Here is a 20,237-nt window from a genome sequence, read left to right as displayed (position 1 = left end):
TGCGCGGTCCGGGTGGTTAGGGTGGTCACGGTTTCGCGGTGGCCGGTGATTACGGAGCGCACATGACGCAGGACAACAATACTGGGGACCAGCCGCCCCCCGAGCCGCCGAAGCGCGGCTCGATGAGGTTCCAGGACTCGAACACCCGGCCCCGGCAGCCCTCGATCGCCGAGCAGCGCGCCCGTCAGCAGGCGCTCGCCCAGCAGGAACGCGACGAGGAACTGGCCCGCCAGTCCGACGCGAAGGCGGCGACGCGGCGCAAGATCCTCATCGGCAGCGGTGTCACGGTCGGGCTGGTCGGCCTGGTCGCGACGTTCTACACCGTGGCGAAGCCGACCAACGTCACCGCCGTCTGCACCGACGCGAACGGCGTCGTCCAGAACGACGACTACTGCGACGAGTCGTACGTGAGCAGCCACCACGGCTACCACAGCGGCGGCTTCTGGTTCATCCCGATCCCGGGCGGCGGCTACAACAGCTACCGCTACAACTACGGCGGCACCGGCGTCATCGGCCAGCGCGTGTCCGGCGGTTCCTACGACCCGCCGTCGGCACGCACCAACGTCACCACGAAGACCGGCAAGTCCGTCCAGCGCGGCGGGTTCGGCATCAGCGGCAAGAGCAGCGGCAGCGGCGGCAGCGGCAAGAGCGGGGGATCGTAGGTGTACCGGGACCGGCGGGAGCCGCGGCGCGACTGGCAGCGGATCGTCGAAGAGCAGGGACTCGTCTACGGCACGCCGGCCCGCGACAGCAGCGGCCGGGTGCGGCCGTACTGGGACGAGTCGGTGCACTACGTCTTCGACATGGACGAGGTCCTGTCGCTGGAGGCCGACGTCGAGCTGCTCCACTCGATGTGCCTGGAAGCGGTCGACAACGTCGTGACGACCGAGGGCTACCAGCGGTTCGGCATCCCCGAGTGGGTGTGGCCGCACATCGCCGAGTCGTGGAAGCGGCAGGACCCGCACGTCTACGGCCGGTTCGACCTGCGCTACGACGGCAAGTCGCCGGCGAAGCTGCTGGAGTACAACGCGGACACGCCCACCACGCTGCTCGAGGCGTCGCTGCTGCAGTGGTACTGGAAGACCGACGTCTTCCCGGACGACGACCAGTGGAACTCGGTCCACGAGAAGCTCGTCGAGCGCTGGGGGCAGCTGCGGGACAAGCTGCCGTCGAACGAGCTGCACTTCACCTGGTCCGCGGCCGACCCGACGGGCGAGGACAACGTCACCACGGCGTACCTGCAGGAGACCGCGGCCGAGGCCGGGCTCGACACGGTCGGCCTGGCGATCGAGGAGATCGGCTGGGACCCGGTGCTCAAGCGGTTCGTCGACCTCGAAGAGGCGCAGATGGCGACCGTGCTGAAGCTGTACCCGTGGGAGTGGGTGGTCGACGAGGAGTTCGGCCGCCACGCCGTCGAGTCGCTGCCGCGGACGCTGTGGATCGAGCCGCTGTGGAAGATGCTGCTCTCCAACAAGACGCTGCTGGCGATCCTGTGGGAGAACTACCCGGGCCACCCGAACCTGCTGCCGGCGTTCGCCGACGACCCCGGCATCCTCACCGAGTACGTCCGCAAGCCGAAGCTGGGCCGCGAGGGCGCGAACGTCCAGATCGTGGCGACCGGCTACGAGACCCAGACCGACGGCGTGTACGGCGCCGAAGGCTTCGTCTACCAGGCGTTCGACCCGCTGCCGGAGTTCGACGGCTACCGGCCGGCGCTGGGCGCGTGGATCGTCGGCGACAGCGCCGCGGGCCTGGGCATCCGCGAGACGGGCGGCCTGGTCACCGACGACGGTGCGGCGTTCGTCCCCCACCGCATCCCCGAGCCGTGATAGAACACCCCATCGCTGACCTTTTGGGAGAAAACTCGTGACCTCGACGCTTGCGCTGTCCGAGACGTTCGGCTCCGACCTCGTGCGGGGGATCGGCGCGATCCTGCTGTACGGCGTCGTCGGCCTGCTGCTGATGTTCGCCGGCTTCTACGCGATCGACTGGACCACGCCCGGCAAGCTGTCGAAGCTGGTGCACGCGGGCCTGCCGAACGCCGTGATCGTGACGGCGTCGGGAATGCTCTCGATGGCGTTCATCGTGGTGGTGGCGATCTTCAACTCGGCGAGCGACCTCACCGAGGGCCTGATCACGTCCCTGGTGTACGGCCTGCTGGGCATCATCGTCCAGGTGGTCGCGGTCCGGCTCCTGGAGTGGGCCACCCGCATCGACGTGGCCTCGACGATCGAGAGCGAGAAGTTCGCCCCGGTGAGCATCGTGGTGGCGGCGGCGCACCTCGGCCTCGGTCTCGTGGTGGCGGTCGGCATTTCCTGAGCGTGGCCACGCTGGTCCGTTCGCACTAGCGTGGAGTCCGTGCGCCTGCTGAGGACACCGGACGACCGGTTCACGGACCTGCCCGCCTTCGACTTCGAGCCGCGTTACGCCGAGCTGACCGACCAGCACGGCGGCGTGATCAGAGTGGGGTACGTGGAGGCGGGCCCATCGGACGGCCCGGTGGTGCTGCTGCTGCACGGCGAGCCGAGCTGGTCGTACCTGTACCGGAAGATGCTCCCGGTCCTGGCTGCGGCGGGGCTGCGCGCGATCGCCCCGGACCTGGTCGGCTTCGGCCGGTCCGACAAGCCGGCCAACGTCGCCGACCACACGTATGCCCGGCACGTGGAGTGGATGCGCACGTTCGCGTTCGACGCGCTGGACCTACGTGAGGTGACGCTCGTCGGCCAGGACTGGGGCGGGCTGATCGGCCTCCGGCTCGTCGCGGCGGAGCCGTCCCGGTTCTCGGGCGTCGTGGCTTCGAACACGGGCCTGCCGACGGGCGACGTCGACATGCCGCCGGTGTGGCATGCGTTCCGCGAGGCCGTGGAGAAGGCCCCGGTGCTGGACATCGGCCGGTTCGTGCAGTCGGGCTGCCGGTCTTCCCTGCCGGACGAAGTGCGGGCGGCGTACGACGCACCGTTCCCGAACGAGATGTACAAGGCCGGGCCACGGGCAATGCCTTCGCTGGTGCCGTATACGCCGGACAACCCGGAATCCCAGGCGAACCGGGACGCGTGGAAGACGTTGACGGAGCTGGAAATCCCCTTCCTGGTGGCATTTTCCGACGGCGACCCGATCACCGGCGGAATGGCCCCGGTGCTGCAGCGGGCGATGAGGGGTGCGCAGGGGCGCGAGCATCCGGTGATCGCGGGGGCAGGGCACTTCCTGCAGGAAGACGCCGGCGAGGAGCTGGCCGAGCACGTCGCCCGGTTCGTACGGGGCTGACGGGAAGGCGACTGTGATCTCGCCAGACCTCCCCCGCCCCTCCTCCCAAGCCGCTTTTCAGTCGACGGTCAGGTTTGTCAAGGCACGCTTTCCCGCCTTGACAAACCTGAGCGGCGACTGACACTCCTAGCGGAGGGGCGGGGGAGGTCACGCTCTGCCGCGGCAGAGGTGGTTGCTGAAAAAAACATGTCCTCGCCGGACGGGCAGGCTCCGGGATGACCGCCTTGTTCGTCTTCTTCTCGCCTTTTCGTTGGGTTCGCTGTCCGGTCATCCCGTCGCCTGGACGAGGCCTATCACTTTGAGCCAGGCCCGCAAGCTTTGTGCTCTTGTCCTGGCTTGGTGCTTTGGTTGCGGGCCTGGCTCAAAGTGATTTGACGGCCTCAGGCGACGGGATGACCGGACAGCTCTTTGGGATTGGTCCCTATGACAGCGCTGCGTGCGTTGCCGCCAGTGCGTCCACCAGGATTTCCAGGCCCTCCTGGGCTTCCTCTTCCGTCAGGGTCATCGGGGGGCCCAGGCGCAGCACGTTGCTGTGCAGGCCGCCCTTGCCGATCAGGAGCCCGCGCTTCTTCGTCTCCTCCAGCATTCGGGCCGCGGCCTTGGGGTTCGGCTCCGTCGTGCCCGGCTTGATCAGCTCCACGCCGATCATCAGGCCCTTGCCGCGCACCTCCGCCACGATGGGGCTCTCGTATGCGCGCAACCCCGTCAGCAGCTGCTCGCCACGGGCCGCGCAGTTGGCCTGGAGGTCGTGGTCCTTGATGTAGTCCAGGACCGCCGTTGCTCCCGTCATCGCCACCGGGTTGCCGCCGAACGTCGAGAACGACTGGGCCTCGAAGCAGTCCAGGACGTCGCCGCGGGCCACCACTCCGCCCACTGCCAGGCCGTTGCCCAGGCCCTTGGCGAACGTCATCATGTCCGGGGTCACGCCGTGGGACTCGATGCCCCAGAAGTGCTCGCCCGTGCGGCCCCAGCCCGTCTGGACCTCGTCCGAGACGAACAGCACCCCGTATTCGTCCAGGACCTCCTTCATCGCCCGGAACAGGCCGTCCGGGGGGAGGCTGAAGCCGCCAACGCCCTGGATCGGCTCGGCGATCAGGCAGGCCACGTCGCCTGCCGTCGCCGTTTCCAGGATGTCCACCAGGTCCGCCACGCACGCCTTGATGTAGTCCGCGTCCGAAAGGTCGCGGAACGGGCTGCGGTACCGGTAGCCGCCGTGGACGTAGCTGACCTTCACCGGGCTCAGGGACGAGGCCGACCAGCCTCGGTTGCCCGTGATCGCCACCGTTCCGAACGAGCGGCCGTGGTAGGAGTTGCGCATGGCCAGTACCTGGTTGCTGCGGCGGTACTGCGTGGCCAGCATCAGGGCCGTGTCGTTGGCCTCGCTGCCCGAGTTCGTGAAGAACACCTTCGCGTCCGGGATGCCCGACAGCTTCGCGATGCGCTCGGCCAGCTCGACCTGGGAACGGATCAGATACAACGTCGAGGTGTGCAGGATGCCCGTGTCGAGCTGCTTGCGGATCGCGTCGCCGATCTCGGCGACGTCGTAGCCCATCGAGTTCGTCAGCACGCCGGCGAAGAAGTCGAGGTACGTGCGGCCCTGCGAGTCCGTCATGCGGCGGTCGTGGGCGTGCACGATCTCGATCGGCTCTTCGTAGAGCAAGGACATCCAGCTCGGCATCACTGCGCGGTGGCGCGCCAGCAGCTCGTCGGTCATTCAGACGCCTCCTCTGCGGTCTCCAAGGAGTATGGGGAGGCCGTGAACAGCGCTTCAACGATCAGACTGTCGGGACAACCGAGTAGGAGCGCACAGTCTGTACGGACTACCCTCTGTCTTCGTGATTGACCCCAGGACTCTGCGCGAAGACCCGGAAGCCGTGCGCGCGTCGCAGCGCGCCCGTGGTGAAGACGAGGGAGTGGTCGACAAGCTGCTCTCCCTCGACTCCCGGCGCCGGTCTTCGATCGCGGCCGCCGACAAGCTGCGCAACGAGCAGAAAGTGCTGGGCAAGCAGATTCCGAAGGCGCCGCCGGAGGAGAAGCAGCAGCTGCTGGCCACGGCCAAGGAGCTGGCCGCGCAGGTCAAGGCGGCCGAGGCGGAGCAGCACACCGCGTCGGAGGAGTTCGACCAGCTCTTCCGCACCCTGCCGAACCTCGTGCACCCGGACGCGCCGGTCGGCGGTGAGGACGACTACGCCGTCCTCAAGCACGTCGGCGAGCCCACGAAGTTCGGCTTCACCCCGCGTGATCACCTCGAACTGCTCGAAGGCCTCGGCGGCGTCGACATGGAACGCGGCGCGAAGGTGTCCGGCTCGCGGTTCTACTTCCTCACCGGCATCGGCGCGCAGCTGCAGCTCGGCCTGCTCAACATGGCCATCGCGCAGGCGCTGGAGAACGGCTTCACGCCGATGATCACGCCGTCGCTGGTCCGCCCCGAGGTCATGGCGGGCACCGGCTTCCTCGGCTCGCACTCCAGCGAGATCTACCACCTCGAAGAGGACGACCTGTACCTCGTCGGGACGTCGGAGGTGCCGCTGGCCGGGTTCCACTCCGACGAGATCCTCGACCTCACCGAGGCGAAGCGGTACGCGGGCTGGTCGTCCTGCTACCGGCGCGAGGCAGGCTCGTACGGCAAGGACACCCGCGGCATCATCCGCGTCCACCAGTTCGACAAGGTGGAGATGTTCGTCTACGCCAAGCCGGAGGACGCCGAGGCGGAGCACGCCAAGCTGCTCGGCTGGGAAGAGCAGATGCTCGCCAAGATCGAGGTGCCCTACCGGGTGATCGACACCGCCACCGGCGACCTCGGCACGTCCGCGCACCGCAAGTTCGACTGCGAGGCGTGGATCCCGACCCAGGACACCTACCGCGAGCTGACCTCGACGTCCAACTGCACGACGTTCCAGGCGCGCCGCCTGGCGATCCGCTACCGCGACGAGAACGGCAAGCCGCAGATCGCCGCGACCCTCAACGGCACGCTGGCCACCACCCGGTGGATCGTCGCGATCGTCGAGAACCACCAGCAGGAGGACGGCTCGGTCCGCGTGCCGGAGGCGCTGCGCCCGTTCGTCGGCGGCAAGGACGTCCTCACCCCTCGCTGAATCGGGCGGATCCCCGGTGACCTCCCGTTCGTCCCAGTAAGGTCCGGGCCGAACGGGAGGACGCACATGCGCATGAAGTGGCAGGCCGCGGCGGCCGTCGCGGCGGTGGCCGTGGTGACCGGCTGCACGGTGACGGTCGGTGGCTCGGCGTCGCCGGTACCCGGCCAGGGCCCGGTGGCCAAGGCCGCCGACCCCTGCTCGCTGCTGAGCCCCGAGCAGGCCGACGCCCTCGGCTTCAAGACCCCCGGCCGGGCGACGAAGGAGGACAAGGAGCGCCTCCAGCCGCCGATGTGCCTGTGGAGCACGAAGGACGACGTCGACCCGTCGGCCGTGATGAACGTCGGCGTCGCGACGGACATGGACTTCAACGAGTACCTGGCCGGCGCCGTCCCGAAGTCCAAGCCGGAGCAGATCGGCGGCTTCAGCTGGACGCAGTACGCGTCGATCATGCCCGACGACTGCTCCTACTACGCCGTGCTGAACGACCGGTCGTTCGCCTTCGTCGGCGTCTCGGCGGGCAAGCTCGAACAGTCGTGCGCGCTGGCCAAGCTGGCCATCCCGCAGGCCGCGGCGCACCTGCCGGGCGGGCGGGAAGCGCCGCCGATCACGCCGACGACCTCGGCGAAGCCGGAGCCGGGCGGCCCGCTGCTGTCGGCCGACCCGTGCGCGATGCTCAAGCCCGACCAGGTCGCCCGGCTGAAGAACATCTCGCCGACGGGCGAGAAGGACAACTCCTCCTCGGTCCCCAACGCCACTTACTGCCTGTGGGACGACACCGACGGCGACGACGGCCAGAAGGCGTTCGAAGTCTGGTTCGGCCCCAGCACACCGGTGACCGAGTGGCCCGGCGCGAAGGACGTCACCCCGGCCGAGACCGTCGACGTAGGCGGCCGCAAGTGGGGTCTGTTCCCGAACATGGGCGGCCTGCGGGTCACCTGCGGGGCGACGCTGGCGATCACCGAGACGTCGTCGGTGCAGGTGGTCAGCGGGTTCATCGGCGACGACAGCAAAACCTGCGACCTGGTCCGGCAGGGCCTGCCGCTGGTGACGGCGAACCTGCCGGGCTAGTCCTTCGCGACCCGGTCGGCGATGTGGCGCGCGATCTCCAGCGCGCTCGTCGCGGCCGGGGAGGGCGCGTTGAGGACGTGCACCTGGTCGCGCGCGGTCTCGATGAGGAAGTCGTCGACGAGTGAGCCGTCGCGGCGCATCGCCTGGGCGCGGACGCCGGAGCCGTGGCGGACGATGTCGTCCTCGGTGACGGCCGGGACGAGCCGGGCGAGGCTGGCGGCGAACCGCTTCTTCGACAGCGACCGCCGGACCTCGTCGAGGCCGGTCGGGAACGCGTACCGGCGCGCGAGCCGCCAGACGCCGGGGAAGGCCGCGACCTCGGCGACGTCCTTCGCGGAGAAGTCGCCCCAGCGGTAGCCCTCGCGGCGCAGTGCCAGCACCGCGTTCGGGCCCGCGTGGACGCTGCCGTCGAGCATCCGCGTGAGGTGCACGCCGAGGAACGGCAGTGTCGGGTCGGGCACCGGGTAGATCAGGCCGCGGACCAGGTGCCGGCGGTCCGGCTTCAGTTCGTAGTACTCGCCGCGGAACGGCACGATCTTCGCCGACGGGGTCAGCCCGGCCAGCCGCGCGACCCGGTCGGAGTGCAGGCCTGCGCAGTTCACCAGCGCGTCGGCGGTGACGACGTCGTCGCCGGTGGCGACCTCGACCCCGCCGGTGCGCCCGGGGCGGATGGCCAGCGCGGGACTGTTCAGCCGCAGGTCGGCGCCGGTCTCGTCGAGCAGCCGGACCAGCGCGTGGCACACGGCGGGGAAGTCGATGATCCCGGTCGACTCGACCCGCAGCGCGGCGACGCAGGACACCTCGGGCTCGTACTCGCGGGCTTCGGCGGGCGAGATCTTCTTCGCCGGGACGCCGTTGGCTTCGGCCCGCTCGGCGAGCGTGTTCAGCCCGGGGAGTTCGTGTTCTCCGGTCGCGACGACGAGCTTCCCGCACACCTCGACGGGCACGCCGTACTGGCGTGCGAAGTCCACGATGGACCGGTTGCCCGCAACGGACATCTGCGCCTTGAAGGAACCGGGCTTGTAGTAGAGCCCGGCGTGCACGACGTTCGAGTTGTGCCCGGTCTGGTGCGCCGCCCAGCGGGATTCCTTCTCCAGGACGGTGACGTCCAGCCCTCGCCTGGTCAGCTCCCAGGCCACGGCCAGACCGACGATCCCGCCCCCGACGACTACCACGTTGCGCACGATCGACCAGGCTACGCGAGGCGCGCGGGCTCAGTCCGGCAGACCGGCCGTGGTGAGGGCTTTCCGGGGCGGCATGGACCGGCCGGCCGCGTAGGCCCGCTCGAAGCCGTCGCCGAGGGACGCCTGCAGCCGCGTCCGCACGGCGGCGACGTCCGGATCCCCGGCGATCGCGGTCCCGCGGACCGCCACCGCCGCACCCAGCAGGACCGCGGCCTGCTCCGGCTCGGCCACCTCGGCCAGCGCTTCCAGCGCGAACGCCACGACGTCCGCCGCGTGCCACCGGTGGCCGGTCAGCATTGCCTCGCGGTGCAGGGCGGCCGCTTCGCGCGGGCGGCCTTCCGCCAGCGCGAGCCTGCCCAGCGCGATCATGGCGTGCGCGCGGACCGACTCCGCCGCGAACGACCCGCCCGCGCACTCCGCCAGTGCGCGCTCGCAGAGTTCGCGGCACGCGGCCAGGTCGCCGGACAGCCGCGCCAGCGTCGCCAGGCCGAGGTACGCGGCCGCCCGCGTCTCCGGCATGCCCGTGCGGCGGGCCATCGACGCCGCCAGTTCGTAGTCCGCACGGGCGCCGGCCCGGTCGCCCGCCAGCAGTCGGGTCCACGCGCGGCGGCCGATGAGGTCGGCGGCGTCGTCGGCCGCGCCGATCTCCTGCATCAGGCCCAGTGCCTCGTCCATCATCGGCAGCGCGGCGCCGTGCTCGCCCCGCCACGTCAGCAGCTGCGACAGGTGGTCCAGCGCCATCGACAGCCCCCAGCGCTCACCCAGCGCGCGGAACTGCGCCGCGCCCTCGCGCAGGTTCTCCTCGGCCTCGGCCAGCTCGGCCCGCATCATCGCGCGCAGGCCGGCACCCGTCGGCAGCAGTGCCCACGCCCACGCGTCGCCGTGCTTCAGCAGTCCTTCGCCGCGGGTGAGCAGCTCGTCGTCGTCGCCCGGCGGCCCGGCGACCACGCCCAGCAGCATCACCAGCATGGGGTTGCGGGGTGAGAAGTCCGCGTCCGCCGCGAACCGCCGGACCAGCGGCAGGTACTGCTCCAGCGACTCGTGCGGTGGTCCGGACAACGCGCCGAGCACGCAGATCAGGAACTCCTCGGCGTACTCCTGCTGCAGGTCGGGCGGGCAGCGCCGGACCACGGCCAGCGACAACCCGGCGCCTTCGAACCGCCGTCCGCGCATCCACCAGTACATCGCCAGCAGCGGCACCATCCGCAGCGCGAGCTGGACGTCGTGCTCGGTCGCCCAGCGCAGCGCCGCCAGGATGTTGTCGTACTCGGCGTCGAACCGCTCCAGCCACGTCAGCTGCGCCGCGGTCCGCAGCATCGGATCGGCTTCCTCGGCGAACCGGAGGAAGTACTCGGCGTGCGCGCGGTGGACCGCCTCGGTTTCGCCCGCCTCGGCGAGCTTCTCCGCGCCGAACGCGCGGATCGTCTCCAGCATCCGGAACCGGCCGCCTGCCGCTTCGACCAGCGACTTGTCCGCCAGCTCCGGCAGCAGGCCGTCGACGGCACCGCAGACCTCGGCCGCCGCGGCGAGCGTCGCGCCACCGGCGAACACCGTCAGCCGCCGCGCGAGTTCGCGTTCCTCGCCGGTCAGCAGGTCCCAGCTCCACTCGACGACGCCGCGCAGCGAGCGGTGCCGGGCCTCGGCCGTGCGGCTGCCGCGGGCCAGCAGCCCGAACCGGTCGTCGAGCCGGGCCGCGATCTCGCCGGGCGGCAGCGTCCGGACGCGGGCCGCGGCCAGCTCCAGTGCCAGCGGCAGGCCGTCGAGCGCCGCGCAGACGTGCTGGACGTCGCCGATCGTGGTCTCGTCGAGCGTGAACGCCGGATCGCTCGCGGCCGCGCGGTCGGCGAAGAGCCGGATCGCCGCGAACGTCCCGGCTTCGGCGGCCGGCGTGCCGGGCGGCGGGACGGCCAGCCGCGGCACCGGCGCCAGCTGTTCACCGGTGATGCCCAGCGGCTCACGGCTGGTGGCCAGCACCCGCAGTCCAGCGCAGGCGGCGAGCAGCCGCGCGGCGAGCCGGGCCACGACGTCGACGACGTGCTCGCAGTTGTCGAGCACCAGCAGGACCGGGCGGTCGCGCAACGCCGAGACCAGCCGCTCGACCGGGTCCTGCGGGCCGCCGCGCGCACTCTCGCGCAGGCCGAGCGCGGCCAGCACCGCGCCGGGGACGTCGGCGCCACCGTGCGGCGCGAGTTCGGCGAACGCGACCGGACCGGCCTGGGCCGCGGCGGCCTCGATGGCCAGCCGCGTCTTGCCGGTGCCGCCGGGGCCGGTCAGCGTGACGAGCCGGGCACGGCCGAGGAGGTCCGCGACCTGCCGCAGCTCGGCGTCCCGGCCGACGAAGCTGGTCAGCTGCGCGGGCAACGCGGGAAGAACCGGCTTCTCGCCTTCGCCGCGCAGGACGGCGAGGTGGGCTTCGGCGAGTTCCGGGCCGGGGTCGGCGCCCAGCTCGTCGGCCAGCGTGCGGCGGGCGTCCTCGAACGCGGCGAGTGCGTCGGCGGGCCGTCCCGCGGCATGGAGCGCGCGCACCAGCTGGGCCCGCGGCCGTTCCCGCAGCGGCTGGGCGGCGACGGTGTCCCGCAGGCCAGGGATGACGTCTTCGGCCTGCCCCAGCGCCAGCCGGGCCTCGACGTGGTCGTCCACCGCGTCCGCACGCAGCTCTTCGAGCCGGGCGGCGGCCGCGGGCACGCCGGTCAGGTCGCTGAACGCGGGCCCGCGCCACAACGCCAGCGCCTCGCCCAGCACCCGCGCAGCCCGCGCGTGCTCGCCGTCCTTCAGCAGCGCGCGGCCTTCGCGGGCCAGCCGTCCGAAGAGGAGCGCGTCCACTTCGTCCGGTTCGACGGCCAGCCGGTACCCGGCCGCGGCGAACTCGACCGGCGCCAGGTCCTTCACCGTCGTCCGCAGCCGCGACACCTGCGACTGCAGGGCGTTGGCCGCGCCGTCGGGCGGGTACTCGCCGTACATGCCGTCGATCAGCCGTTCGGCCGGGACGAACCGGCCGGCGTCCAGCGCGAGCAGGGCCAGCAGCGTCCGCGAGCGCGGGCCGCCCAGCGCCACCTGCGTGCCGTCCGGGTGCCACGCGGCGACGGCCCCCAGCACCCCGAATCGCATGGGGCCAGCGTAGGACGTCCGCCGACCTGCGGTGAGCTTCACTCGAAAGTGGGGTACGGCGTGGGGCTGTGAATCACCTGAGCGTGCGTCTATACACTTCGCCGGGTCCCCACGCAATGGGAGAGTTATGTCGTCCGACAGCAGTATCGCCCTCGGTCAGCCGACCGTCGGCGAGGAGGAGCTGGCCGCCGTCGCCGAGGTCTTCCGGTCCGGCTGGCTGGCCGGTGCCGGGCCCGCGTGCCGCCGGTTCGAAGAGCGGTTCGCGCAGGTCACCGGGACCGCGCACGCCCTGACGACCGCGAACTGCGGGTCGGCGCTCTTCCTCGGCCTCAAGGTGCTCGGCGTGCGGCCGGGCGACGAGGTCATCGTCGGCGACTACACCTTCCCGGCCACCGGCCACGCCGTCGTCCAGGCGGGCGCGACCCCGGTGTTCGCCGACATCCGGCCGGACATCTTCAGCGCCGACCCGGCGCACGTCGAGGCGCTGGTCACCCCGCGCACGGTCGGCATCCTCGCCGTCGACGTCGCGGGCCAGCCCGGCGACTTCGACGAATACCGCGCGATCGCCGACAAGCACGGCCTCTGGCTCTTCGAGGACGCCGCGTGCGCCGCGGGCGCGACGTACAAGACCCGCCCGGCAGGCAGCCTCGCCGACCTCGCCGCGTTCTCCTTCCACGGCCGCAAGGGCATCACGGCAGGCGAGGGCGGCGCGCTGGTCTCCGACCGCGAGGACCTCATCGCCCGTGCCCGCAAGCTGCACACCTACGGCATCGAGCCGGCGATCAGCCGCGAGGGCTCGGACACGCTGCCGATCCCGGAGTTCCACGAGCTCGGCTGGAACTTCCGCCTGTCGGACGTGCAGGCCGCGATCATGAACGTCCAGCTCGACCGCCTGCCGGACCTGCTCGCGGCCCGCCGTTCGGTCGCCAAGCGCTACCACGAGGCGTTCGCCGACGTCGACGCCCTGACCGTGCCTGCCGAGCTGCCCGACCGCGAGCACCCGTGGCAGGCCTACCTGCTCACGGTCGCGCCGGAGATCAGCCGCGACGCACTGGCCCTGCGGATCCGCTCCCAGGGCGTCCAGTGCAACTTCGGCACGTACGCCTCCCACCTCCAGCCGGTCTACGGCCCCCAGCCCCCGCTCCCCGTCTCGGCCGACGCGTTCGCGCGCCAGCTCGCCGTTCCCATGCACGCCAACCTCACCGACGCCGAGGTCACCCGCGTCGCCGAGGTCGTGCGCGCCGCCGTGCAGTCCCTGTCCTGAAGCCGCCTACCGAGGAGAAATTGGTGTCCGACAAGAAGGTGCTCTTCACCGGGGGCGGTGGGTTCATCGCCGCGCACGTCATCCCGCTGCTGATCGAGGGTGGCTACACGGTCCGGATCTTCGACAACATGACGCGCGGCGACCGGGCCCGCGTCAACGAGTTCGTCGCCACCGGCAAGGTCGAGCTGGTCGAGAAGGACGTCCGCTACGGCGGCGCGGTGCGCGAGGCGATGCGGGGCTGCACGCACGTCATCCACTTCGCGACGGTGTCGATCAACAAGTCGATCGCCGACCCGCACGAGTCGATCGACATCAACATGATCGGCAACCACAACGTGTTCGCCGCGGCCGCCGACGAAGGCGTCCAGCGCCTGGTGTTCGCCTCGACCGCGTCGGTCTACGGCGACCCGAAGCGGCTGCCGATGCACGAGGACGACGAGCTGCGCCCGCTGACGCCGTACTGCATCTCCAAGCGCGCGGGCGAGGACCTGCTGGGCTTCTACGAGCGCACCAAGGGCCTGTCCTGGACCGCGCTGCGGTTCTTCAACGTGTACGGGCCGGGCCAGAAGATCGAGGCGTACTACACCTCGGTCATCAACCACTTCATCCAGCGCCTGCGCGCGGGCCAGCCGCCGATCATCGACGGCCGCGGCGACCAGTCGATGGACTTCGTGCACGTGTCCGACCTCGCGCGGGCCGTCGTCGCGGCGCTGGAGTCGGAAAAGGCGAACCTGCCGATCAACATCGGCACCGGCATCGACACGTCGATCGCGGCGCTGGCCAAGATCCTCATCGAGGCCGTCGGCGTCGACGTCGAGCCGCTGTTCAACGAGCGTGACGTGCTGGTCTCGCGGCGCGCGGCCGACATCAGCCGGGCCCGCGAGGTGCTGGGCTGGGAGCCGCGGATCACCGTCGAGGACGGCATGCGGGACCTGGTCAAGGAAACCGAGTGAGTGCTACTGCGGGGCCTGCCCGAGGACGTGCGATGCGCATCGCGGTGGTGAACAACTTCTTTCCGCCGCGGGTGGGCGGCAGCGCGCACATGGCGGCCTCGCTGGCGGCGCAGTTCGTCGAAGCCGGGCACGAGGTCCTCGCGATCACGGCCGCGTACGGCGAGGCACCCGCCGAGGAGGAGCGCGACGGCTACCGCGTCGTGCGTCTCCCGGCGGTGAAGATGCCGCAGATCGGGCTGTCGATCGACTTCGACATGAGCTTCGCGTCGCTGCGGCCGGGCAACTGGCGGCGGCTGTGGAAGCTGCTCGACGAGTTCAAGCCGGACGCGATCCACCTGCACGGCCAGTTCTTCGACCTGTCGTGGCTGGCCGGTATCTGGGCACGCCGCCACGGCGTCCCGGCGCTTCTGACCATCCACACGCTGCTGATCAGCGAAAACAAGCTGTACGGCGGGGTGTTCCGGTTCCTGGACGCGGCGCTGGTGCGGCCGATCCTGAACTACATCAAGCCGCGCTACGTCATCCTCGACAAGCTGGGCGTCGACTACTGCGTCGAGCGCTACGGCACGAGCGACGCGAACTCGGAGTACTTCCCGATCGCGGTCGACACCGGCCACTTCGCGAAGCCGGTGACCAAGGACGTCCGCGCGGAGCACGGGATCGGCGACGCGCCGCTGATCGTGTCGCTGGGGCACGTGATCCCGCTGCGCAACCGGCTGCCGCTGATCGAGGCCCTGCCGTCCATTTTGGACAAGCACCCGGGTGTCCGGGTGATCGTGGTGGGCCGCGTCTACCACGACGCGTTCCTCAAGCGGGCGGCGGAACTGGGCGTCGCGGAGGCACTGGTCGTCACGGGCGCGGTCCCGAAGGAGGACGTCCCGGCGTACTTCGCGGCGGCGGACATCGTGACGCACGACCTCAACGGCGGCTGCGGCACGGCGTCGCTGGAGGCGATGCTGTCGGGCACGGCGACGATCGCGTCGGTCACCGAGGACAACTACCCCGGCATCGAGCTGCGCAACGGCGAGAACGTGCTGCTGGTCCGCCCGGACGACGCGGACGCGGTGGCCCGCACGGTGATCGAGCTGCTCGACGACCCGGAGAAGCGCGCGCTGATCGCGCAGCGGGAGAGCGAGCTGGTGCGGTCGAACTTCGGCCTCGACGTCGTCGCCGAGGAGCACCTGCGCACGTTCGAGAAACTGGTGTCGGAAGCCGATGTTCTTCGATGACGAGCGCAGCCACCGGCTGCGCCCGCAGATCCTGACCGAGCTGGTCTCGCAGTACATGAACGACGCCGAGCGGGCGGCGTTCTACGGGCTGCCGTCGACGTGCCGCGTACGCGAGCGCGTGAAGATCATCAGCCCCGAGAACCTGAAGATGGGCGACCACTGCTGGATCGGCGAGGGCGCGGCACTGGACGCGAGCGGCGGCCTGGAGATCGGCGAGCACACGAGCATCGGGCTGAACACGCTGATCTTCACGCATTCGAGCTGGCTGGCGAACATGACGCTGCAGAACCATTCGGGCAGCGACCTGATCGAGCGCAAGCCGGTGAAGATCGGCAAGGGCTGTTTCATCGGCGGCCTGGTGGTGATCATGGCGGGCGTGACGATCGGCGACTTCGCGACGGTCCAGCCGAACTCGGTGGTGGCCAAGGACGTCCCGCCGCGCACGCTGGTGGCGGGCAACCCGGCCCGGGTGTTCCAGCGCTACGACGAGGAGTACATCCAGGCCGAAGCCGAGCGCGTCCGCGCGGAGAACGCCCGCCGCCGCGCCCTCGCGGAGGAACGCGGCCAGTCATCGGGCTGGGGCGCCCCACCGGGTGACTTTTCGGAGTAGATTCCCCCGGTGACTGGGGAAAGAACAGCTACCGGGCGTCCCGACGACCGGATTTCGTCCGTGTTCCGCTTCGCGACCGAACTCGTGGCCTGGGTGGCGACACCGTGGGCGCTGGCGGGATATTCGTGGCCGCTGGCCGTGCTGTCGGTGGTGGTGCTGATCGGCCTGCCGACCTGCTTCTCGACACCGGGCGACAAGGCCAAGGTGATGGTCCCGGTCCCGGGCTGGGTGACGATCCTGCTGGTGCTGTTGCAACTGGTGGCGGCGGCGGTGAGTTCGTGGATCGCCTGGCCACTGTGGGCAGCGGTGGTGGTGACGCTGCTGGCGGCCGTCACGGTGGTCACCGAGCAGCCCCGCTGGCGGTGGCTGGCTGTCCGGCGCTCGTGACGGTTTCCGCTGGTGGGGCCCATTGGGCGGCTAGAGCCGGCCGCCGAGCAGCTTCGCCAGGGAGTCGTAGACGTCGGTCCGTGTCGGTGCGATGAAGAGCTGGGCGACCCGCAGCTGACCGTGGCTGTGTTTGCCCACGACGACCATCTCCGCGCCGTCGGCCATCTTGCACCGGGCGGCGGTGTCGCCGGCGCCCGGAACCGGCGTGGCGGCTTCGCCGCATTTCTTGGTGAGGGTGCCGATCATCGCCGACGGCGACGGGCCGCCGGGGAGGGCGGCCACGTAGAGCTTGGCACCCCGGCCGGGGTAGGTGCACTGGTATGCCTTGCCGGACCCCACGTTCTGCGCCGGCCCTTCGGTGCTTTCGTCGCTGCTCTTGTTCCCGTCCCCGACGACCTGCCGGAGTTCGATGCTCCCGAGGAACGGGCAGGCACCGGTCACCTTCGACGGCGACACGGCCGCGGCGAAGGTCGGCGTCGGCGTGGCCGTGGTGGTCTTGGGCTTGCTGACCGAAGCGGAAGTGGATGACGACGGCGCCGACGTCGTCGCCGGCGCCGCCGTCGTGGAGCCGCCCGAACACCCTGCGACCCAGGTCAGCAGGCATGTGGCGGCGAAGATTCCCCCCAATTTGCGCACGGAGGACAATCTAGCTCTCTGTAACCTGCTGTGGGATTGCGGTTACGCAACGTTTCGGCCGTGGCCGCGACGCAACCTTTCCCCGGCCCGTCCGTCGCTGGGGAAAGGAACGGGGGGTGCTGCATGGCGCGCGGGGACGAGGAGTTCGCGGAGTTCGTCCGCGCGTCGTCGGCCCGGCTCACGCACGCCGCCTACCTGCTCACCGGCGACCGTCACCAGGCGGAGGACGCCGCCCAGACCGCCTTCACCCGCACCTACGCGGCCTGGTCGCGGGTCCGGCACAAGGACGCCTACGGCTACGCCCGCACGGTACTGGTGAACCACGTCATCGACGGCTGGCGGCGCCCGCTCCGCGAGTACGCCACCGAGGCGATGCCCGAGCGGCCGGACCGGCTCGACGTCGACAAGGCCGTCACCCAGCGGGCCTGGCTGACCGCGGTGCTCAAGACGCTGACCGCGCGGGAACGCGCCGTCGTCGTGCTGCGGCACTTCTTCGACCTGCCGGAAGCCGATGTCGCCCGTGAGCTGGGCGTTTCGCTGGGTACCGTGAAGAGCACGAATTCGCGGGCGCTGGCCAAGCTGCGCGTCGAGGCAGGCACCGAGGACACGCTGATCGGAGGGAGCGGGCGATGAACGATCTCGACGACTTCCGCGCCGCACTCCGGCAGCCGCCCCGCGAGCCGTTCGCCGAGCCGGACCTGGCCCGGATCATGGCCGACGGGACGCGCCTGCGGCGTCGCCGCCGCGTGCTGACCGGTGCGGGCGGGATCGCCGCCGCGGCCGTCGTCGTGCTCGTCGTGGTGTTCGCCGTCCAGCTGCGGCAGCCCGCGCCCGCGCCGGTCGCGCAGCCGCCGTCGGCCGCCCTGTCCACGACGTCTCCGGCACCGTCCGGCGAGAAACCGATGGGGGACGTCGTCGGGACCGGGATCCGGACCCGCGACGGCCGCGGCGAGCTCGTCCTCTACGCCAGGGCCATCGCCCTGCCCGAACTGCCGGAAGTCGGGTTCGGCCTGGTCGTCGGCGTCCGGTCCGGGACGTCGCTGCAGTCACTGATGGTGACGAACGAGTTCCGCGGCTCCGACCGTTCGTTCGGCTTCCACGCCACCGACGGCGGCGAGACCGTCGGCAACCAGGTCATCCCGGTCTTCGGCTACTTCGCCGGCCCGGCGGCGCGGATCACGACCACGGTGCACGGCCGGACCGTCGAGGCTCGCCTCGCCCGGTGGAGCGAGGACCCGAAGGTGGTCATCTTCTGGTTCAACCCCGACGTCGTCCCCGACTCCGCCGTCCTGACACCCCTGATCGCCTACGACGCCGACGGCAAGCGCCTCACCAAGTAGGCGGCTAGGCCGCGGCCTGCGTCAGCACCTGCTCGACGACGTGGTGCGACGGCAGGATGAGGTCCCGCTCGGTGTCGGCGTCGATCTTGCCTTCGAGCAGGTCGCAGAACCGGTCCAGCTGCGTCGCGAGCGGCTCCCGCGCGGTCACCAGTTCCGGGATCTCGATGACCGTCTGCTGCCGGTAGCCGAGGCCGTCCGGGGTGACGGAGTCGTGCGAGACGTGCCGGTAGATCGTGACGTCGCGGCGGAGCAGGTCGATCTCGATCAGCCGGTCCAGTTCCGACACCACCAGCGAGCGGACCTTCTTCTGGCCCAGCCGGGACGCCGACACCGTGGCCAGGCCGGTCGGGAACGACAGCACCGTCTCGATCGTGTCCTCGGCGCCCTCGGCCGACTGCGGGTGGAAGTAGCCCGCGCCGGACGTCACGCGCGACGGCGTCGCGCCGCCGAAGAACTGGATCGCCAGGTCGACGTCGTGCACCAGCAGGTCCCACGCCACGCCGGTCTTGATCCGCGGCGCGTACGGGCCGTGGCGGCGCGCCATCAGGTGCACCGGCTCGTGTACCAGCGCCCGCGCCGTCATGACCGCCGGGTTGTAGCGCTCCAGCAACCCGCACATCAGCGGGACGCCCTTGGCGGCCGAGAGGCTGACGATCTCCTGCGACTTCTCGAAGCTGTTGCAGACCGGCTTCTCGACCAGCATCGGCTTGCCCTGGCCGAGGATCTCCTGCGCCAGGTCGTAGTGCGCCTCGGTCGCCGACGCGAGCACGACGGCGTCCACATCGGACAGTGAGCCGATCTCCGGCGTCCACTGCGTCTCGTACCGCTCGGCGACCGCCTTGCCGGCTTCTTCCCGCGGGTCGATCACGCGGACCAGGTCGACGCGTTCGTTGGCGGCGAGCACCCGGGCGTGCAGGGAGCCCATGTTCCCGGTCCCGACAAGAGCGATCCGATGCGTCATGCGCCCAGTACCTCGCGAACGGTCTCGATGATGGTGTCCAGGTCGGACTCGGACAGGTGCGGGTGGACCGGCAGCGACAGCGCCTGTTCCGCCACGGCGCGAGCCACCGGGAAGTCCTCGACGCGGGCGCCGGGGATCAGGTCGTGACCCGCGTAGCAGTCGTAGTCGAAGACGATCTTGGGGTAGTAGATGCCGTTGCCGATGCCGCGCTCGGTCAGCGCCGCGGACAGCTCGTCGCGCGAGAGCATCGCGTGCGGGCCGACCAGCACGGTGTACTGGTGCCAGACGTGCTCGCGGCCCGGCAGCACCTGCGGGACGTCCAGGCCCGGCGTGCCGGCGAGGCCCTCGGAGAGGCGCTTCGCGTTGGCCTGGCGGGCGGCGGTCAGCTGGTCGAGCTTCGCCAGCTGCGGGATGCCGACGGCGGCGTGCAGGTCGGTCATCCGGTAGTTGTGGCCGGCGACCTCGTACTGGTAGCGGGCGCGCATGCCCTGGTTGCGCAGCACGCGCAGCCGGTCGGCCAGCGCGTCGTCGTCGGTGGTGATGACGCCGCCCTCGGCGGTGGTGATGTTCTTCGTCGCGTACAGCGAGAAGCAGCCGATGCCGAACGAGCCCGCCGGCTTGCCCTCGAACGACGCGCCGACGGCCTGCGCCGAGTCCTCGATCACCTGCAGGCCGTGCTCGGCGGCCAGCGGGACGAGCTTGCCCATGTCCGCCGTCTGGCCGTAGAGGTGCACCGGCATGAGCACCTTCGTGCGGTCGGTCACGGCCGCGGCGACGGCGTCCGGGTCGATGCTGAAGTCGTCGCGCCGGATGTCGGCGAAGCGGACGGTCGCGCCGGCCTCGAGGATCGCGTTGAGCGTCGCCACGAAGGTGAACGGCGACGTGATGACCTCGTCGCCCGGCTGCAGGTCGAGCACCTGGATCGCGGCGACCAGCGCGGTGGTCCCGCTGTTGACCGCGATCGCGTGCTTCGTCCCGGAGACCGCCGCGAAGGCGTCTTCGAAGCGCTTGACCATCGGTCCCTGTGCGATGGCGCCGGAACGCAGCACCTCGACGACGAGGTCCTCCGCGTCGCGTACGTCGACCACGGTGATGGGGATCATGGGCAGTCTCTCTCGGCAGGCGATTTCGGCGCGTC

Annotated in this window: 19 protein-coding genes; 13 read left to right on the top strand and 6 right to left on the bottom strand. The window is 70.8% G+C overall.

The features are described from left to right. Positions 1-62 precede the first annotated feature (62 nt). From ABJI51_RS26320 to ABJI51_RS26305, 4 genes are read left to right on the top strand one after another with little or no spacing between them, the layout of a single operon-like run. Positions 63-662, top strand: a complete 600-nt coding sequence (locus ABJI51_RS26320) for a hypothetical protein (protein ID WP_348952695.1) — start codon at positions 63-65, stop codon at positions 660-662. Beyond that, on the top strand, positions 663-1,829 hold the full coding sequence (locus ABJI51_RS26315; protein ID WP_348952696.1) for a glutathionylspermidine synthase family protein: 1,167 nt from the start codon (positions 663-665) through the stop codon (positions 1,827-1,829). It abuts the gene before it with no gap. A 37-nt stretch (positions 1,830-1,866) separates the two neighbouring features. Continuing rightward, the gene (locus ABJI51_RS26310; protein ID WP_348952698.1) at positions 1,867-2,319 is read left to right on the top strand and encodes a DUF350 domain-containing protein; all 453 of its coding nucleotides are present in this window, start codon (positions 1,867-1,869) and stop codon (positions 2,317-2,319) included. A gap of 39 nt (positions 2,320-2,358) precedes the next feature. Further along, positions 2,359-3,264, top strand: coding sequence for a haloalkane dehalogenase (locus ABJI51_RS26305; protein WP_348952700.1), 906 nt, complete (start codon positions 2,359-2,361; stop codon positions 3,262-3,264). Between the two features lie 421 nt (positions 3,265-3,685). On the opposite strand, the gene ABJI51_RS26300 is transcribed toward ABJI51_RS26305, so the two are convergent. Then, on the bottom strand, positions 3,686-4,978 hold the full coding sequence (locus tag ABJI51_RS26300; RefSeq protein ID WP_348952701.1) for an aspartate aminotransferase family protein: 1,293 nt from the start codon (positions 4,976-4,978) through the stop codon (positions 3,686-3,688). Positions 4,979-5,099: 121 nt separating this feature from the next. Between ABJI51_RS26300 and serS the strand changes: the two genes are divergently transcribed. Together serS and ABJI51_RS26290 are read left to right on the top strand one after the other, a co-directional pair. Further along, positions 5,100-6,359, top strand: coding sequence for a serine--tRNA ligase (gene serS, locus ABJI51_RS26295; protein WP_348952703.1), 1,260 nt, complete (start codon positions 5,100-5,102; stop codon positions 6,357-6,359). A 66-nt stretch (positions 6,360-6,425) separates the two neighbouring features. Then, positions 6,426-7,427, top strand: coding sequence for a DUF3558 family protein (locus ABJI51_RS26290; protein WP_348952704.1), 1,002 nt, complete (start codon positions 6,426-6,428; stop codon positions 7,425-7,427). Here the strand turns inward: ABJI51_RS26290 and lhgO are convergent. Both lhgO and ABJI51_RS26280 read right to left on the bottom strand, forming a co-directional pair. Further along, the gene (gene lhgO / locus ABJI51_RS26285) at positions 7,424-8,611 is read right to left on the bottom strand and encodes an L-2-hydroxyglutarate oxidase (RefSeq protein ID WP_348952705.1); all 1,188 of its coding nucleotides are present in this window, start codon (positions 8,609-8,611) and stop codon (positions 7,424-7,426) included. The two genes, ABJI51_RS26290 and lhgO, sit on opposite strands and share 4 nt — an antisense overlap. Positions 8,612-8,641: 30 nt before the next feature. After that, positions 8,642-11,719 (bottom strand): ATP-binding protein, encoded by a 3,078-nt coding sequence (locus tag ABJI51_RS26280; protein ID WP_348952706.1) that lies wholly within the window; start codon positions 11,717-11,719, stop codon positions 8,642-8,644. A 127-nt stretch (positions 11,720-11,846) separates the two neighbouring features. Here ABJI51_RS26280 and ABJI51_RS26275 point away from each other — a divergent pair, with 127 nt between their 5' ends. From ABJI51_RS26275 to ABJI51_RS26255, 5 genes are read left to right on the top strand one after another with little or no spacing between them, the layout of a single operon-like run. After that, positions 11,847-12,983: a DegT/DnrJ/EryC1/StrS family aminotransferase gene (locus tag ABJI51_RS26275; RefSeq protein WP_348952707.1), complete on the top strand. Its 1,137-nt coding sequence runs from the start codon at positions 11,847-11,849 to the stop codon at positions 12,981-12,983. Positions 12,984-13,006: 23 nt separating this feature from the next. Further along, on the top strand, positions 13,007-13,936 hold the full coding sequence (locus ABJI51_RS26270; protein WP_348952709.1) for an NAD-dependent epimerase/dehydratase family protein: 930 nt from the start codon (positions 13,007-13,009) through the stop codon (positions 13,934-13,936). 32 nt (positions 13,937-13,968) lie between these two features. Continuing rightward, positions 13,969-15,165: a glycosyltransferase family 4 protein gene (locus ABJI51_RS26265; protein ID WP_348952711.1), complete on the top strand. Its 1,197-nt coding sequence runs from the start codon at positions 13,969-13,971 to the stop codon at positions 15,163-15,165. After that, positions 15,152-15,775: an acyltransferase gene (locus tag ABJI51_RS26260; protein WP_348952713.1), complete on the top strand. Its 624-nt coding sequence runs from the start codon at positions 15,152-15,154 to the stop codon at positions 15,773-15,775. Before ABJI51_RS26265 ends, ABJI51_RS26260 begins: the two co-directional genes overlap by 14 nt. A 9-nt stretch (positions 15,776-15,784) precedes the next feature. After that, positions 15,785-16,162, top strand: coding sequence for a hypothetical protein (locus ABJI51_RS26255; protein ID WP_348952715.1), 378 nt, complete (start codon positions 15,785-15,787; stop codon positions 16,160-16,162). Between the two features lie 30 nt (positions 16,163-16,192). Here ABJI51_RS26255 and ABJI51_RS26250 read toward each other — a convergent pair whose 3' ends face one another. Next, entirely contained in the window at positions 16,193-16,798 is a 606-nt protein-coding gene (locus ABJI51_RS26250; RefSeq protein ID WP_348952717.1) for a hypothetical protein, read from the bottom strand. Positions 16,799-16,921: 123 nt separating this feature from the next. Here ABJI51_RS26250 and ABJI51_RS26245 point away from each other — a divergent pair, with 123 nt between their 5' ends. Further along, positions 16,922-17,431, top strand: coding sequence for a SigE family RNA polymerase sigma factor (locus ABJI51_RS26245; protein WP_348952719.1), 510 nt, complete (start codon positions 16,922-16,924; stop codon positions 17,429-17,431). Then, positions 17,428-18,138 carry a hypothetical protein gene (locus tag ABJI51_RS26240; RefSeq protein WP_348952721.1) on the top strand — a complete coding sequence of 237 codons (711 nt, stop codon included), beginning with the start codon at positions 17,428-17,430 and terminating at the stop codon, positions 18,136-18,138. The genes ABJI51_RS26245 and ABJI51_RS26240 overlap by 4 nt, the downstream gene beginning before the upstream one ends. 4 nt (positions 18,139-18,142) lie before the next feature. Here ABJI51_RS26240 and ABJI51_RS26235 read toward each other — a convergent pair whose 3' ends face one another. Both ABJI51_RS26235 and ABJI51_RS26230 read right to left on the bottom strand, forming a co-directional pair. Further along, a complete protein-coding gene (locus ABJI51_RS26235; protein ID WP_348952723.1) occupies positions 18,143-19,099 on the bottom strand; it encodes a Gfo/Idh/MocA family protein in 957 nt (318 codons plus the stop codon). Further along, positions 19,096-20,202 carry a DegT/DnrJ/EryC1/StrS family aminotransferase gene (locus ABJI51_RS26230; RefSeq protein WP_348952725.1) on the bottom strand — a complete coding sequence of 369 codons (1,107 nt, stop codon included), beginning with the start codon at positions 20,200-20,202 and terminating at the stop codon, positions 19,096-19,098. The genes ABJI51_RS26235 and ABJI51_RS26230 overlap by 4 nt, the downstream gene beginning before the upstream one ends. Positions 20,203-20,237: the final 35 nt, after the last annotated feature.

The organism is Amycolatopsis melonis, from assembly GCF_040064235.1.
Classification (GTDB): domain Bacteria; phylum Actinomycetota; class Actinomycetes; order Mycobacteriales; family Pseudonocardiaceae; genus Amycolatopsis; species Amycolatopsis melonis.
The sequence above is the reverse complement of the archived record's forward strand: the minus strand, read 5'-3'. Positions and strand labels throughout refer to the sequence as shown.

Coding starts and splice junctions, on each gene's coding strand:
- ABJI51_RS26320 (WP_348952695.1), top strand. CDS start 63: ATGACGCAGGACAACAATACTGGGGACCAGCCGCCCCCCGAGCCGCCG.
- ABJI51_RS26300 (WP_348952701.1), bottom strand. CDS start 4,978: ATGACCGACGAGCTGCTGGCGCGCCACCGCGCAGTGATGCCGAGCTGG.
- ABJI51_RS26290 (WP_348952704.1), top strand. CDS start 6,426: ATGCGCATGAAGTGGCAGGCCGCGGCGGCCGTCGCGGCGGTGGCCGTG.
- ABJI51_RS26280 (WP_348952706.1), bottom strand. CDS start 11,719: ATGCGATTCGGGGTGCTGGGGGCCGTCGCCGCGTGGCACCCGGACGGC.
- ABJI51_RS26275 (WP_348952707.1), top strand. CDS start 11,847: ATGTCGTCCGACAGCAGTATCGCCCTCGGTCAGCCGACCGTCGGCGAG.
- ABJI51_RS26265 (WP_348952711.1), top strand. CDS start 13,969: ATGCGCATCGCGGTGGTGAACAACTTCTTTCCGCCGCGGGTGGGCGGC.
- ABJI51_RS26260 (WP_348952713.1), top strand. CDS start 15,152: ATGTTCTTCGATGACGAGCGCAGCCACCGGCTGCGCCCGCAGATCCTG.
- ABJI51_RS26245 (WP_348952719.1), top strand. CDS start 16,922: ATGGCGCGCGGGGACGAGGAGTTCGCGGAGTTCGTCCGCGCGTCGTCG.
- ABJI51_RS26240 (WP_348952721.1), top strand. CDS start 17,428: ATGAACGATCTCGACGACTTCCGCGCCGCACTCCGGCAGCCGCCCCGC.
- ABJI51_RS26235 (WP_348952723.1), bottom strand. CDS start 19,099: ATGACGCATCGGATCGCTCTTGTCGGGACCGGGAACATGGGCTCCCTG.
- ABJI51_RS26230 (WP_348952725.1), bottom strand. CDS start 20,202: ATGATCCCCATCACCGTGGTCGACGTACGCGACGCGGAGGACCTCGTC.